General features: G+C 45.6%; 13 protein-coding genes and 1 pseudogene. 7 read left to right on the top strand and 7 right to left on the bottom strand.

The window, feature by feature from the left end; genetic code table 11:
* Window positions 1-635 precede the first annotated feature (635 nt).
* From kaiC to QT974_RS07425, 3 genes are all read right to left on the bottom strand, one after another.
* On the bottom strand, window positions 636-2,198 hold the full coding sequence (kaiC, locus tag QT974_RS07415) for a circadian clock protein KaiC (protein WP_333467874.1): 1,563 nt from the start codon (window positions 2,196-2,198) through the stop codon (window positions 636-638).
* Between the two features lie 381 nt (window positions 2,199-2,579).
* Window positions 2,580-2,894 carry a circadian clock protein KaiB gene (kaiB, locus tag QT974_RS07420; RefSeq protein ID WP_006632119.1) on the bottom strand — a complete coding sequence of 105 codons (315 nt, stop codon included), beginning with the start codon at window positions 2,892-2,894 and terminating at the stop codon, window positions 2,580-2,582.
* 189 nt (window positions 2,895-3,083) lie between these two features.
* The gene (locus QT974_RS07425) at window positions 3,084-4,022 is read right to left on the bottom strand and encodes a circadian clock protein KaiA (protein ID WP_442933162.1); all 939 of its coding nucleotides are present in this window, start codon (window positions 4,020-4,022) and stop codon (window positions 3,084-3,086) included.
* 394 nt (window positions 4,023-4,416) lie between these two features.
* On the opposite strand from QT974_RS07425, the gene QT974_RS07430 reads away from it, so the two are divergent.
* The gene (locus QT974_RS07430; protein WP_333467876.1) at window positions 4,417-7,641 is read left to right on the top strand and encodes a hybrid sensor histidine kinase/response regulator; all 3,225 of its coding nucleotides are present in this window, start codon (window positions 4,417-4,419) and stop codon (window positions 7,639-7,641) included.
* 325 nt (window positions 7,642-7,966) lie between these two features.
* Entirely contained in the window at window positions 7,967-8,857 is an 891-nt protein-coding gene (locus QT974_RS07435) for a tetratricopeptide repeat protein (protein WP_442933163.1), read from the top strand.
* Window positions 8,858-8,935: 78 nt separating this feature from the next.
* Here the strand turns inward: QT974_RS07435 and QT974_RS07440 are convergent.
* Window positions 8,936-9,061 (bottom strand): annotated as a pseudogene (locus QT974_RS07440) (transposase); the annotation flags it as partial.
* Window positions 9,062-9,321: 260 nt separating this feature from the next.
* Between QT974_RS07440 and QT974_RS34740 the strand changes: the two are divergent.
* A complete protein-coding gene (locus QT974_RS34740; RefSeq protein ID WP_442933164.1) occupies window positions 9,322-9,531 on the top strand; it encodes a hypothetical protein in 210 nt (69 codons plus the stop codon).
* Window positions 9,532-9,648: 117 nt separating this feature from the next.
* Window positions 9,649-9,933 (top strand): hypothetical protein, encoded by a 285-nt coding sequence (locus QT974_RS07445; protein WP_333467878.1) that lies wholly within the window; start codon window positions 9,649-9,651, stop codon window positions 9,931-9,933.
* A gap of 792 nt (window positions 9,934-10,725) precedes the next feature.
* Here QT974_RS07445 and QT974_RS07450 read toward each other — a convergent pair.
* On the bottom strand, window positions 10,726-11,082 hold the full coding sequence (locus tag QT974_RS07450) for a hypothetical protein (protein WP_333467879.1): 357 nt from the start codon (window positions 11,080-11,082) through the stop codon (window positions 10,726-10,728).
* A gap of 34 nt (window positions 11,083-11,116) precedes the next feature.
* On the bottom strand, window positions 11,117-11,440 hold the full coding sequence (locus QT974_RS07455) for a hypothetical protein (protein ID WP_333467880.1): 324 nt from the start codon (window positions 11,438-11,440) through the stop codon (window positions 11,117-11,119).
* Window positions 11,441-11,543: 103 nt separating this feature from the next.
* Between QT974_RS07455 and QT974_RS07460 the strand changes: the two genes are divergently transcribed.
* From QT974_RS07460 to QT974_RS07470, 3 genes are all read left to right on the top strand, one after another.
* The gene (locus QT974_RS07460) at window positions 11,544-11,687 is read left to right on the top strand and encodes a hypothetical protein (protein WP_333467881.1); all 144 of its coding nucleotides are present in this window, start codon (window positions 11,544-11,546) and stop codon (window positions 11,685-11,687) included.
* A gap of 339 nt (window positions 11,688-12,026) precedes the next feature.
* On the top strand, window positions 12,027-13,184 hold the full coding sequence (locus tag QT974_RS07465; protein WP_333467882.1) for a glycosyltransferase family 2 protein: 1,158 nt from the start codon (window positions 12,027-12,029) through the stop codon (window positions 13,182-13,184).
* Window positions 13,185-13,194: 10 nt separating this feature from the next.
* Entirely contained in the window at window positions 13,195-14,079 is an 885-nt protein-coding gene (locus tag QT974_RS07470) for an ABC transporter permease (protein WP_333272035.1), read from the top strand.
* A gap of 120 nt (window positions 14,080-14,199) precedes the next feature.
* Here QT974_RS07470 and QT974_RS07475 read toward each other — a convergent pair whose 3' ends face one another.
* Window positions 14,200-15,858 (bottom strand): alpha/beta hydrolase, encoded by a 1,659-nt coding sequence (locus QT974_RS07475; protein ID WP_333467883.1) that lies wholly within the window; start codon window positions 15,856-15,858, stop codon window positions 14,200-14,202.
* Between the last annotated feature and the right edge of the window lie 9 nt (window positions 15,859-15,867).

A 15,867-nucleotide genomic window follows, 5' to 3' on the forward strand; every position in this document is an offset into this window, starting at 1 on the left:
GACGGAAACTCGTACTTAAAGAGCGAGACTTTGATTCAAATCCCTCCGTGCTCATTTAAGTTGAAAAATAAATTTTTATCAGAGAGATGGGTCTCAAACCCCTTCTTAAGTGGCCGGCTTTTTGCCATTGTTAAGTAAAATAACAAATCCATCTTCTCAAATGAATATCGTAAAAAAAACAAATCAGACAAGATTTAAAAATCTACCCCTGGACTGAGAAAATCTACGCCCAAAACATTTTTGAGGAGATATGACGGGAGCACTTTTTAGCGTTTTCCGCAGTCAGCGAAAGGAACCCTAGCAATAGGGATATTTTGACAAAAATGTCTTAAGAATCCCCCTACCTTCATAGTCGGGGAGTATCAAAGCCTTGAGACTGAAATATAACTTATTTCGGAAAATTGGTAACGGGGAATCGCTGGCGCCTTTCTTGAAGGTAAAAACCTGATATTCGCAGAACCGGGCACACCTCATCGAGAGTGAGAACCGCTATATATTCGGCTTTTTTTATCGCCAATTATGAGAGTGATTGTTTGGGCGACGGTCTTAAAATACACCTTTAGGTATCGCTTGCACTGTACCAAACCAGGGGGTGCAAGCAGTACCTACCGCACCCTAAATCAGACTGACGACGCTCAAATACCGTCATCATCTTCACCTTGCACTCCTTGAAGAATCCGCGATAACTCACTCTTTTCATTAATCGTAATCCGAGTTGGAGAACCACTAATAATCCGTTCGTAACCCCGGAACGAATCTTTAATTTGCGGGCCTCTTTCAGTAATCGTGTATTCCCGAATCCCTTTATCGTGCCACGAACCGCGCATCTTAAACACATTAAGTGCCCGCGACATTTCCCCTCGAATCTCTACATACTGAAGCATGATAATCGTGTCAGTAATTGTAGAAATATGAGAGTCAGTAATCGAATGAGAACCCATAAACTGGTCGCTGGTATTCGTGAAAAAGCCAGTAATTTCTTCCTGCTTCGCAAAACCAGTCACCCCAATCACAAATTGCCTGAAAGCATTATTGCTGACACCCCTAGCTAAAGCCGACAGCGAGTCGATCGCAATTCGAGAAGGTTTGAACTCAGCAATTTCTGATTTAATCGTCTGCAAATGGTCTTCCAAACCCGCAGATTCCGGGTAAGTACACAGCAGTTTCAGCAGTCCTTTTTGTTCCATTTCCTCAAAATCAATGCCCCAAGAATAAGCATTGCGGAACAACTGAGCCCGCGACTCTTCATAGGCAAACAGCAGGGCCCGATTGCCGTTCATACAAGCATTCTGCAAAAATTTGCTCACCAACAGAGTTTTGCCGGTTCCCGTCGCACCCGTCGCCAAAATAATCGAGTCTTTGAAGAAACCGCCGCCGCACATCTCGTCGAGAGTTTTATCGCCGGAAGAAACCCGCACGTTAGAAGACTTTTGAGTTAATCGCATCGCCCCTAATGGGAAAATATTAATGCCGTCATTGGTCATAGTAAAAGGATATTCGCCCTTCATATGAGTTGTACCGCGCAACTTCAAAATTTCGATGGTGCGCCGGCGGCGTTCGCCTTCTAAAACATTGCGAACAATTACTACATTATCCGACACAAATTCTTCCACTCCAAACCGCGCCACCGGGCCGTATTCTTCCACCCGTTCGGTAGTCATAACTGTAGTTGCGCCTACTTGTTTGAGGCGCGCAACTAAGCGAAATATTTCTCGGCGCACCACCGATGCAGCTTCGTACTGCTGAAATACGGCTGTCACCGAATCTATAGAAACGCGCTTGGCTTTGTACTTGCGAATGGCGTACTGAATCCGCTCGATCAAGGCAGATAGATCGAAGTTTCCTACGATATCCTGACCTTCTGGATCGGGGGAAGCATCCAAAATAAATAACTTGCCTTCAGCGATCAATCGTGCCAAATCCCAACCAAAACTGCAAGCATTTTTAATAATATCTGTGGGAGATTCTTCAAAAGTTACGAGCACTCCCGGTTCGTCAAAATGGGTGATTCCGTTATAGATAAATTGTACGGCAAATAAAGTTTTACCCGTTCCTGACGTGCCGCTGACTAGGGTGGTTCTGCCTACTGGCATCCCGCCGTGACTGATGTCATCGAAACCCTCAATCATGGTGCGAATTTTTTCAACGCCTGCTGTTACTAATCCTTCTGGTTGCACCGTTTGACTAATTTCATTCATGTCGATTTTTGTCAACTCTCAGTATTCTTTAGTTATCAGTCATTAACCGCAGCCCCTGAGCCTTTATACCCAGCTTGTAGTTGGGGATATTGCTCAATAACTAATGACTCCTGGCTAACGATCCCGTCCAAAAACGGATACTTGCTTCCCGAAAACATTCGTGCAGGGATTCATTTTTTTGACCCAACGACCGGCTTCCTTCTAGTTGCTTAGGCTTGCTTAGGCTTGCTTAGGCTGCGCTTTTGGGACAAGACGCTTGGGGGGCAATGCCCTAGTTCAAGCCCGAGATCGATCTGGTGAGTAAAAAATCTAAAATCCTTTGAAAATCGCGATGGCGCCCCAGTCTAAAATCTCAAATCGACTGACTGTCACCTGATTATCTTATGAATTCAGGTCTTCTTCGCGAAGTTCTTCATAGAGCAAATCTAATCCTATCAGAACTTTCTCGCGATCGGACAAATCACCAATAATTTTTCGCACCGGGGGCGGCAGGATTTTCGCCAGCGTTGGGGTTGCCAGAATTTTGTCCTCTTCTGCTAGCTGAGGATTTTTTAGAACGTCTATCACTTTCAGGGCGTAGACTCCTTGAAATTCTTGTTCGAGGATGTCTTTGAGGGTTTTCAAAGCTCGTACTGAGTTGGGAGTATTCCCTGCAACGTACAGCTTGAGAACGTAGGTTTTCTTCAGAGGACTCATGAACTTTTTGAAATCGTTAGTAGTAGTTGTCAGATGTTAGTTGTAGTTGTTATTTTTGTTTAATGAACCGATCTTTGTTATTTTATAATAATTTCTGCCTCGCGCGCTCCCTGCCGAATGGCTTCTGTTTTCTTGTTGGTTAAATTCTACCTTCTACCTTCTTGTTTCTTAAGTTCTATTGTTTGACTTCTACTCTCTTGCTAGAGTGGGTTCTTTCGGAATCGATCGCCTGTACATCTCGCAGAGATGAGCGATCGCGTCAATCAGAGTCAAGCGGTAGTCCAGCAATATTTCCTCGCTGCGCCCTTCTAATTTTAGCTGTTTGGCAAATTCGTCCATCAATTCCATGTGAATTTCTACAACTTGAGTCACAGGAACATCAGCAAAAAAAGCTAAATTCACAAATTCATCTATTTGATTGTTGACCGCAGTATCTTCAGAAAAATAATGTAAAACGATGTCGCGGTAACTTGATTTTAGTTGCTCCAAAAACTTTTGCTTATCAGGGCCCGACAGATTTCGCAAAAAAATCTGGGAATTTCTTTTATAATACACGCCTAAGTATCCTAATCGCTCCCGTAATTTTTCCGCAAGCCGCCGCTGCTGTAGCTGGAGCAAACTTTGAGCAGTCAATTGGGCTGTCGCATCTACCGTTGCAGATTGGTCGTTCACCGGAAAGAGAGTTGAAAGTTTGAGAAACTGCGCGATCGCCCGATCGATATTTTCACCTATGGATGTCGATTTACCGACTGACAGTTGCACCTCCGCAGGGTGGTAAAAAAAAGTACAACTTTGCTCTTGACTCGCATAACTGGTGCTGGACGGCTCCTCCAAACTATCGGCAAGTTGTGCTTCTCGCCTGCCATTTTCTGCTAATGGCGAAAAAATTACCGCAGGCAAAAATATCGATCGTTCTTGCAGCTTGCTCAGAACCGATCGCCCATCCCCATCTCCATCTACCTCACAAACCAAACAATCTAGGTGATAATTGTGTTTGAGGAATCCCCAAAAATCCACCGCCGACTTGATGTGCGTTAAGCTATAGCGTTCGCCGCTCAACAGCTCGATCGCCGATGCTGCTATTTTTTCAGAGCGGACAAAAATACCGATCGACAGTTGGGGAAGCAAACCTGTAGGTGAACCGCCCAAGTTACCCGAAAGTGCTGGCTCGCTCAGAGTTGATATCTCCTTTACAAAAGACTTAACATTTTTAACTCATTTCAACATTTATTGTAAACAATCTTAACCCCAAAAATTACTCCCAGGTTGTAACACAGGAATAATCAAATTGTACTCCCGGGCAGGAATGTCAAGCACCCTAAGCCTGATTTCTGCAATTAAGCTTAAGCCTTAAAATAATTGCTAGTAGCCTCAAATCAGGTGCAGGCATCGAACTCGCTCTGCTCGGTGCAGATTTCGGCGAAGCGGGGAACTGATATAAAACAATGAAGATACAAAAATCGGCAGCTACATTGGGTATCAAAAATATTACTGCTATTAATAGCAGACTTTCAGGTTTGTTATGCCAACCACCAGTCCCAGTCTCAAGAACTTTATCGAGCCAGTGCCGCTATGCCTACCCACGGCGGCGCTAGAATCTCTGCGGTCAATTTTCAGCTCGTGTAACTGCGATCGAGTCGCAGTAGTCAACGAACAGCTACAGCCCCTGGGATTGGTTTACCTCCGCAGCCTTTGGGATTGTGGAGCCGATCGCACAAACGACTGGCAACAACCTTTGTCAGAAAGCCAGATCGCGATCGAGCCGCTCACGACAGTATCGGCTGCTCTGAGCATCAGCGAATTCTGGCAATATCTGCAAACAAAGGAACTTAACACCGCTCAAGAGAGCAAAACCATCGGCGGTTTCTCGAAAAGCCCGATCGGACTGACAGATGCCAGCGGTCAATTTTTAGGACTGCTAGACAGCCAGAGCCTGCTGCACTTCGCCGCACTTAACAGCAGCTTGACTTCGCCGCCAACAGCAGTCAAAGAAATCGAATTAATGCCCGTTTCCGAAGCCATCGCCACCGCCCTAGGAGCTCAAGTGCGCTTTCTAGAAGCAGGATTGAAACCCTCGGAAAACCTCAATTCCCTAGTCGAACTGCTGGAAAAACTGCCCCTGCCGCTGAGATTGCAAACCCCCACCGGACAAATAGTCAGCCAAAACGCAGCGTGGCGGATTTTGCTGGGAGCAGGCCCAGAACCAATTCCAGAACCAGCAGCAAGTTTGGGCCCCCACTCTGCCCACAAACCAAGCCATTTAACAACCGAATACAAGAGCGTGCAGCTATCGGCCGCCAGCAAAGAGTGCAGGAGCCTGGTAGGAGCAAGTCGATCGTCGGGCGATCGCGATTCCACCGCAGCCACCAGTTGTCCCCTACCCCTGTACGCTGCCGCCTCCCCATCCACCTTAACCGCTCCAGCTTGGTGCCCGATTGCCGGCAAACCAGACACCTACATTTGCGAGTGCCCCGTACAAAAAGGTCAAGAACGGATGTGGCAATTTGTCAAACAGCCACTTTCAGACCAGCTAATTTTAGTCATGGGACAAGATGTCACCGAAGAACATTTAGTCGCCAAAGAACTAGCAGCCAAAAATGCCGACTTAATCCACCTGAACCGACTAAAAGACGAATTTTTATCCTGCATCAGCCACGAACTAAAAACCCCCCTCACCGCAGTCCTCGGTTTGTCCAGCCTGCTCAAAGATAAATTGATCGGCGAACTAAACGATCGCCAAACACGCTACGCCAAACTAATTCATCAAAGCGGGCGGCATTTGATGACCATAGTTAACGACATTTTAGACTTGACCCGCATGGAAACCGGGCAGCTAGAACTAATTCCCGAACAGGTAGAAATAGCAGCCACCTGCAAAAGAGCCTTTGAACAAGCAAAACAACTGCAACAGCAAGAAGAAAAATCACCGGCCGCGCCGCAGCAAACAAACGCCGCAGCAGAGGCAGAAGTCGGAACCAAAATCAAATTTACACTCGAAATAGAACCGGGAATTAGTTACTTAATTGCCGACGAATTGCGGCTGCGGCAAATGCTCGTAAACCTTCTTTCAAACGCCCTGAAATTCACTGAACAGGGCGGGAAAATTGGCTTGAAAGTAAATGTTTGGGAAGGCTGGATTGCATTCACAGTTTGGGACACAGGCATCGGCATCCCCGCCGACAAACAACACCTGATCTTTCAGAAATTCCAACAGCTAGAAAGCCCCCTCACCCGCCGCTTTCAAGGCACCGGACTGGGACTGGTACTGACTCAACGCCTCGCCCGCCTCCACGGCGGAGACGTTTCGTTTATTTCCTCAGAAAACCAAGGATCTCAATTTACTCTGCTGCTGCCCCCAAATCCAGCAGGACATAACAATCAAGAAACCCCGGCACGTACAGCAGCCGAGGCAGAATTATTCAAACCAAAATATCAAACTCCGATCGGCAATTCTCGCTCTCGTTTAGTCTTAATCGTCGAAGCAGTTCCCAAATATATCGAAGATTTAAGCAACGTTCTCTCAGGTTTGGGCTACCAAGTAATCATCGCCCGTTCTGGCACCGAAGCCCTGGAAAAAGCCCGCAGGTTCAGTCCGGAAGTGATTTTCCTCAACCCGCTGCTGCCGCTGCTGTCCGGTTGGGACGTGCTGACTCTGCTCAAGAGCGATCCAGATACCCGATCGATTCCAGCGATTATCACAGCCACCAGAGGCGAAAAACAACGCGCTTCTGTCAACCTCGCCGAAGGGTTTTTGAGCTTGCCAGTCGAAGAACCCGCTTTGCGGAGAGTCCTCGCCAACTCCATCCCCCGCAGTCATGTCGGTACAGCCGAAGTCAGAAGTTCTTTAACCGTGTTGTGGCTGTGCCCGCAAAACAGTTCCTCTTCAAATAGCTCCGCTTTACTGCTAAACCCCACCTACTGCCGGGTTTTAGAAGCAGACGACCTCGGCCAAGCAGAACTCGTCGCGCGAATTTGGCGCCCTTCGGCGATCGTCTTAGACGGTACCAGCCAACTGCAAAATCCCTCAGCTTTTATCGAACAGTTAAGTCGATCGCGCAATTTGGGCTCTCTGCCCTTAGTAACTTTAGACCCAGTAACTACCCAACTGGCAAATCAAGTCAAAGGATTGTCGGTATTTCCCTGTTTGGCCTTGCACAATCCTTACGACCACAGTGAAACCTCAGGCACCGGATTGGGGGCGTCTGCGCTGTGGCAAGTGATTCAAGTAGCAGCAGGCATGAGTTGGAAGCCCAGCATTTTATTTACCGACATTGCGACTTTACCAGATTTGTACCGCACAGCATCCGGGAATCCGACAGCAGAATTGGAAAATCGCGATCGACCTACAAATCCCGAGAATAGGGCCTCCAATTCCCAGTTTTCTACCCCTAACTTTCAAGCATTGATTCAGTACATCCAAACCGCAGGATTTCGAGGGTCGATCGCCCCGTGCTGGACAGAAGTTTTGCAGCAGTTACAATATCAAAGCGTAGACTTAGTGCTGCTGTGCTTGCGAGATGCCCCCTCAGAATCCCCCGCCATGTTGCAGGCACTCTCCCACCTGCGAGAAATGTCAGTAAAACTGCCGATTTTAGTTTGGGATTATCGCTCTGCTGTAAATTCAGAATCTCGACAGGCGATCGACTTTTTGCTACAAGAAGTATCTGCAAAAATTTTGCCTTCTAGCTTGTCAGCAGCACAACTGTTAAATAAAATCCAAGAGGCTTTATTAACTCGGTCGAGTTGAGTGAAAACTAACAATTTATCAGTGCGATAGTTCGGATTTCAGTCATTGAGAAAACAGCTTACAAAAGTTTATTTTTTCCCAATTCACTTGGCGATAGGACAGTGAATCAGCTCGTGTCACGTGGATTGCCACAACCAAAACGGTTCGCACGTGCGGTTAATCGATCGCACATATCAACAGATAATTGATGAGTAAAAACATACATTAGGAACTATTTAACTAATAACCGTAAAGCTTGAGGATTCAGAAAACAATATCAAAAGTCAAAAATATGGGTTATTATAAACGATCGAGAAACCCTTATATTTTTTTCTGGGGCTGTACAGTGCCTAATCGCATTCCTTTAATATCTCTAGTGATCGCACTCGGTTTGTGGACAATGCCCGAGCCAGTTGCCTGTCAGGCGCTCTTGCCTTACACTTTGCAAATCGACTCAGCTCAGTTCGAGCAAACAGCCTTGAGCCTTGCAGAAGAAGCAGTCCAGCTAGCCAGACTCCAGCAGTACCAACTCGCCGTCCCCAGAGCCGCACTCGCCACACAGTTAGCCCCCAAGAATGCTCAAACTTGGACTTTGTTAGGCAGCTTGTACCTTCAAGTCGAGCAGTTTGACAAAGGGATTGAAGCTTTGGGACAAGCTCAATCTCTGGCGCCAGAAAATGCCTCAATTAAATTTGTTTTGGGAGAAGCTTACTTTCGCAAAGCGAACTATGAGAAAGCAGCCGAATACTTGCAAGCAGGTTTGAAAATAAAACCAGACACTCCGGGTGCATTATTTGATTTGGGGAACGCTTTTTACAAGCTCAAGCAGTTCGATCGCGCGATCGCCCAGTACGAAAAAGCCTTTAGTTTAGAAAAAAACCTGTGGCCCGCTATCAACAACATCGGATTAATAAAATACGAAACAGGAGATATCAATAGCGCCATCAGCCGCTGGGAACAAGCGATCGCCATCGACAACAAAGCAGCCGAACCAATGCTAGCCCTCGCAGTAGCGCTCTACACCAAAGGCGATCGAGAAAAAGGTTTAGCAATGGGAGAAGCAGCCCTAAAATTAGACAAACGCTATGCCGCCGTAGATTTTCTCAAAGAAAACCTCTGGGGCGATCGCTTGATCGCAGCCACCCAAAGCTTCCTCGCCACCCCCCAAATTAAAGCAGCACTAACTAAAATTCAAGAAACTCCGCCACCTCCCCAGACAGCGCCCTCATCAAATTAATCCCGGATGCGGGAAACGAGCGAGTCTTTAGACCTGAGACGGAAGCTCTAAGGGGGACTTGAGTCCCCGTAATCTTTCTTAATTAGCTGAATGATGTGGGTCTTCTATATATTTTTTCACCACTTCAATACTAATATTACCTGCCGTACTCACAAACTAGCTGCTCGTCCACAAAGACGGCAGTTTTTTTAGTTGTGGAAACTCATACCATTTTTCTAAAGTTATGCTAAAGTTATATCAATTCCGTCTAGCCGAGGAATCATTCATATCTCTTCTCTTTCTCTGTGTCAAGAGCGTCAAGAGCGGTTAAATCACCTGACGATCCAACCGAAATTAATATTACCTGAAAAGTACAGGATAACATTAAAATGTCTGTCCTCATATAACGATTACCGAATCTATAGAAGTATGAAGAGAGATTCGGAAGCAACAAAAAATAATTTTAGCATATAATAAAGTTCAAAATACTTTATTTATTTCAGTCAAAACAAGTAGAAACAGCCCCAGAAGTATCGTCAGTTTTTGGTAAAAGTGAAACCACAATTCATCGCTGGCTCTTTCAATATAAAGAGGGTGGCATAGAAAACTTGTTAAAAAATCGGCTGATTTTTGGTATACCCAAAAAGTTTTCGGTTGAAGTAAGTAGAAAGGCGCAAATAAACAGCACTATGTAAGGAAATATAGATCGCACTCAAACCCTCTTCCCTCCTGACTCCTGACTCCTATCTCCTCTGCGATCCCAACCATAAATATTTACGCCAACTTACTTAGCGGCTGCATTACAACAAGAATTGAGAGAAAGAGAAGGATTTTTAAGTTATCAAGAAGTTCATCTCTGGCTCTGGTCGATCGAAGAGATACCTAGTAGTTATCAAGCTGTATACTCCTTGGTTAGAGGGGAGTTTAAAAGTAAATTAAAAATACCAAGACCCCGGAATAGCAAACAAAAGCCAACGGCAATCAATGAATTCAAGAATAGCCTGTCTAAAAAAATCAAAGCCTTGCTGGATCAAGCTCCTGACCAAGTAAACAAATACAAGAATTTCTGTTTTGGTGTAGTGACGAAACTCGATTAGGACTACATACAATTTCGACGAAGGATAACACTACGGGGTGTAAAACCCGTAGAAAAACATCTATGAAAATTTAAATATTTCTGGCTTTACGGAGCAGTCCCCATCTACTGTAATTCGTTTTTTTTGGGAGTTTTGCCATTTAGATAAACTTTGTTTTCAAGCATATTTGGATGGAACAAATGTCGCTTGAATATCCCGATAAATTGCAGATTATTCAAGTCGATAATGCTCGCGGCGGTCATCTTTTAAGCACATCTGAATTGCCAGACAATATTATTTTACTGTTTCAGCCTCCTCATTGTCTGTCAAGTAAATCCAACAGAAAGAGTGTGGGAATACATCAAAGAATTTTTAGCGAAAGTTAGTTTTTAGTAATCTTGACGAACTCCGCGTAAAAGTTCAGGAAATCTTAGCATCTTTAACGAATCATGTCATTAGTTTTCTCACAGGATGGTCTGGGATTTTACATTCTCGATATCTAGAGAGGCAGTCCAGTAGAAGTAGCGGACAAAACAATATAATTATGCACTTGCCTTTATTGGGTTCATAGGTAGCATTTGAGTGAGCCAAAATATGAAGATTATGAACAATCGCCATACGTCGTAAATCAAAAATATTCTTACGCAGACCGATGTAACGAGCCTGTTCGCCTTGCCATTGCCCGATTTGAGCTAAACAATGTTCAACTGAAACAAGTTCGCGTAGTTTGGCTCTTCCTTGGCTTGTTTGTTGGCGCTCTCTTAATTTTTTTAATAATAATTCGTCAGCATGAATCGAAATGCTACGACCATTTTAACTTTCCGTATATTGTGAATGCAGAGGACAAATATTACATTCATCTTTGAGAAAATGAACTACTTGTCGTTGCACAAAAAATAAATTTATTCCATAAAAATAGATAATTATTGAGTTCTCCCAATCTAAGAAAAACGCAGTTTTGTCAAAGAGTTTACCGTTTCGCACGCGCCATGATTTACAGACAATTGTTAAATCAGAGTCACGTTTTTTAACCAAGTGGCTAGTTAAATATGCGCGGTCAATCTGCAATTCTTCTAACTTAAATTTTGGGGATTGTGGGTCAGTTTTAATTGATACAGTAACTTCGGCTTCCGGTTGATTAGCACTTGTGGCTCCAACTGCTCGCACCACAACCTAAATCTAAATCTTTAAGAACATGGCGCTTCTAACGATTAAAACATTTATTACTGCTTTTACGCCCATGACGCATATCTTTATTTTCAATTGAAATACGACGATTCGGCGCTACACCCTTACGGAGCTTTGCGGAACCATTTTCTCGCAGATCAGTATCCTGTGCTTCGATTATTCGTGCATCCTCAATGCTTTGTTTGGCTTGAGTTACTGCTGTTGCATTCAGGTCAGTTTGTTCTGTTACCCAAGACTCAACATTGTTAAGTGTTTCTAGTATCCTTGTTAATGCTTCTGTTTTTTGTTGTGGGTCGTCCCAATCTAAATCTAAAGCCGCTTTTAAGCTACTTCTCGACACTAGAGAGGCTCCTGCTTGTGATGCGATAGTAGATAAATCCTATTTCTGGTCGCGGGCTATAACCTCTAAAGCTTTTCGCAGTGCGTGACCTAAAAGATTATAAGTGTCTTCTACCCGTGCGGCTCCCATAGCGGACTTGAATCAAGTGCTCTTACCTGACGGCGACGTTTTTACCGAAACATTTATTGATGAGTTCAGTGTTGGCAGACATTTTATTGCTCTACCAAGTATTTTAGCAGCACTCTAATTTCCCAGCGACAACTAACTTGTTTGAGTTGCAACATATCAGGTTGACACTCGCCGGCAGTCAAGGCATGGGGATTCTTAAGACATTACGATTTTAATATCCCTATTACTAGGGTTCCTTTCGCTAACTACCGAAAGCACGCTTGGTGCTCCCGTCATATTTCCTCAAAAATGTTTTGGGCGTAGACTTTCTCACCGGGAGGGGGTAGGTTGTTACATATTGTCTGATTTAGTTATTCTACCATATTCATTTGTTAAGATGGATTTGTTGTTTTACTTAAACAATGGCAAAAAGTCGTCCGATCGAGACAGGGTTTTCAACTAAATTTTCTGATAAAAAATGAGCATTAGCGCAGCACTCGGGTCAAAACCATTTTTATCTCTTTGCACGATCGCCAAAAATGAAAGCGAGAATTTAGCGCGCTGTTTGGCCAGCGTTCAACCCTACGCCGACGAAATAATTGTAGTCGATACGGGTTCGGAGGACGGTACGCCGGAAATTGCCAGTCAGTACGGAGCAAAAGTGGGATATTTTCAGTGGTGCGACGATTTTGCGGCGGCGCGGAACTATGCTTTATCTTTAGTGACGGGTGAGTGGATTTTAGTGCTGGATGCAGATGAGGAGTTAGTTGTGCGATCGGCAGATTTTAGAGAAACTCTCAAATCGCAGCCCGAAGCGCTGGCTTATTCAATAAGTAGAACAGAAGCAAGCCATCAAGCAGCAATGACTCCGCTAAACATGACCCGCTTGTTTCGCAATCTCCCGGAGATGAGATATTTCGGTCGTTTCCACGAGCAAATCCAGTATCAAAACCGCAGTTTTCGCGACAGTGAAGTTAGCAGTTTAGATAGTATCAGAGTCTTGCATCACGCCAACAGCCACCAACAAGTCGCCACCAAAGTTGTCAACCGCAATATTCCCATCTTAGAAATTGCCCGACAAGAAGAAGGGTTCAGCCTGATGCTGCTGTACTCCCTAGCTGGAATGTACGGCGCAGCGGGCGAGGACGAGAAAGCGCGAGACTGCTGGGAGGAAGCGCTAGAAAGATTAGTTCCGCATTTGATAGACGGCAACCCTCCAGAAGAATTTGGTTTCATTCCCTCCTTAGTTTTTACTTTAGCAGGGCGATCGCTCCAAAACCGAGACTACGAAACAACGATGTTACTGTGTCAGCGAGGTTTGGAATGGTGTCCCAACTATCCTCCCCTAAATTATATAGCTGGCATGACTTTAATTAATATCGGATTTCCGTTAGGTGCCGTTGCTTACTTCCAGAATTGCCTGAAACTAGGTAAAGATAGCAGCTACTATAAAGGAGAACCTTTCGAGCCAAGTTTCACCACCACCGACCCGGCTTGCTGTTTGGGTCTAGCTTATATTAACCTGAAGCGCTGGTCGGATGCAGTATCGGCATTTGAACTAGCACTGACTTTCGATGAAAACTGCACAGCAGCCCAGGAAAATTTAGCAAAAATCCGACAAAGCTTCAATCAGTAAACGGCTAAACATGACATTAAACAAAGTTCAATTACCGCGATTTCTCAACATTGCCTCACCGTCAAGCCTGTCAATGAAAATGATGTGGGCTGGTTTGGCAATAACTGCCTTATTTATCATAGTAGCAACCTTGTCTCCGGCAATGCAAGCTTGGGGATGGCTGCAAAATCCTACCGATGCTTTGATTAACCCGATTCACGAACCGCCGTCGGCGAATTATTGGTTTGGTACCAGCCGCAGCGGCTACGATGTGTTTTCGCGCACGCTGTTTGCTTCGCGGGCGGCTTGGCAAGTAGTGATTTTAGCGACAGCTTTGAGTTTGTTTGTCGGAGTCCCGCTGGGTTTGGTTAGCGGTTATTTGGGCGGTAAGCTCGATCGCGTGCTGTTATTTTTAATGGATACAATTTATACGTTGCCGGGATTGCTGCTGTCCTTAACTTTAGCATTTGTCGTGGGAAAAGGAGTTCTCAATGCTGCGATCGCCCTGAGCATTTCCTACATCCCTCAATACTACCGCGTCGTCAGAAATCACACCGCCAGCGTCAAAACCGAATTATTTGTCGAAGCCGCCCGCGCCATGGGTGCAGACACTTGGACAGTGCTGTCGCGCTACCTATTTCTCAACGTGATTCAGAGCGTACCTGTGCTGTTCGCGCTCAACGCCGCCGACGCCATTCTAACATTAGGAGGCTTAGGATTTCTCGGTTTGGGACTTCCCGAAGAAACTCCGGAATGGGGACACGATTTGCGTTTAGCTTTAGACGCCCTACCTACCGGCATTTGGTGGACGGCTTTGTTTCCCGGCTTGGCAATGACTTTAATGGTAGTTGGGCTATCTTTGGTGGGAGAAGGATTGAACGAATTTGTCAATCCCCGCCTGCGCAACCAGCAGTAATAGACTTGAATTGCAAAAATCGGAAAACACCCTGAAATTATCTGCGTTTATCTGCGTTTATCTGTCTGACATCTGCGGTTTCTGTATCAATCAAAGACTTATGCAATTCAAGTCTAATGACTAACGACTCTGCTGAATAAAAGTTTGCACGACTGCATTAGTTTCTGGAGAAATTTCTGTAACCAGTCGCACCGGTATTGCATTTGTTGACGCAAATTGCGCGTATTCTGGGGTGAGAAATACTGCATATTTGTCAGCTTCTGCGGTTAGTTGAGCGGCAGAAGCCAGACTTATAGCTTTAATATAATTGCGTATGCTCGCAGCTTGGTCGCCGACAACTTCATCGCCAGTCATTACTGTACTCGGTCTGCTAACTTGGTCTAAGGTTGTACTCGGATCTTTAACGCTTAAGTGGGTTCCTCCTACAAATCCGACTAGCCATTTGGGAGCAGTAATTTTGGTGAATCCGGCAATTTGTTCGACCAGGGCGGGTGTAGTTTTGTCGGCTGAAGAGGCTACTATTAATGTAGGGATTTGAATTGTGCTTAAACCTGTTTCTCCAAATAGTAATGATGTGGTGGGATTCATGGCGATCGCCCTTTTAATCCTCGCATCCCGCAATTGATACCGTTCTTGGGGCAATCGGGCCGCCGCGCACTGAATGCCTTCGCCCAAGCTAAACCCAATCAAATCGCCCTGACAGCGCTGTTTGAGCCCGCTCAATTGCAGTTCGGCACCGGCTACGGACAAGGCTGTGGCGCCGCCGAAGGAATAGCCCACGATCATCGATCGCTCGATCGCAATTTTTCCCTGCAAGTTATCATCAGTTTGGTTCAATTTTGCCAGTTCGTCGAGCACAAAACTGATATCTTTGGGACGGTCTAAAAACTCTCCAGCAGCGAGCAACTGAGACTTACCCGCGATCGCAGCATTGGTATTTGTTTGGTTGCTTCCGGGATGTTCCAAAGCTGCTACAACATAGCCGTAAGACGCCAAATGCTCGGCTAAATAGCGCAAATCCGTGCGCACGGAGCCCAAACCGTGAGAAAACACGATCGTCGGTTTGTCGGCCGTCGCAGCTCTCGACCAGTAGACATCAACCGGAATACGCCGATTGCGGGCGCTATCGTTCAAATCTAGCTTGAGAACCCGCACCGAATTCGGGCCTGGTTGGGTCGGGTCGAAAGGCGGGTTAAAGGCGGGTTTAGTGGCTGCTAACTGAGGTGCGATCGCCGCCATAAACCTCTGAGTTTGCCAAAAACCCGAGTTCATATTTCCCAAAACATCAAAAGCTCGATCGAGATCGACAACTATCCGCGCACTCGGATAAGATTCAATAAAACTCAATATCGATAAGCCTTCCGGCGCGTTCGCCCCCAGCACCAAAGCCGCTCGCAGCGCTTCGACACCCGCACCGTCGCGCCTGGGAATGACTGTAGTCAAATCCGTCAAAATCGCCGTCCCGATCCGCGTATTTAGCAAGTTGCTCAAACCGACAACATTTAGGGGAATTTTCGCTTGAAGTGCTCCCAAGATTTGACTGCGTTGTGCGTCTGACAGCAGATTGGCGTAAGCTTGCAGTTTTGCGGGGACTTTTCCGGTTTTTGCGAGCTCGCGCAAATCTGCAACCGAGATTGACGATTCTAAAATACCTTTACGCACCACAACTGTTTCTGCTGCTTTTACAGGAGATGTCAAACCGCTGAAAGTTCCGATCGCGATCGCGCTACAAACACTCGCCACTGAGGAAAACCATCTGAATTTGGGTGTAATGCTCATTTTTAGCTG

The organism is Microcoleus sp. BM001215392, assembly GCF_036700185.1.
Taxonomy (GTDB): Bacteria; Cyanobacteriota; Cyanobacteriia; order Cyanobacteriales; family Microcoleaceae; genus Microcoleus.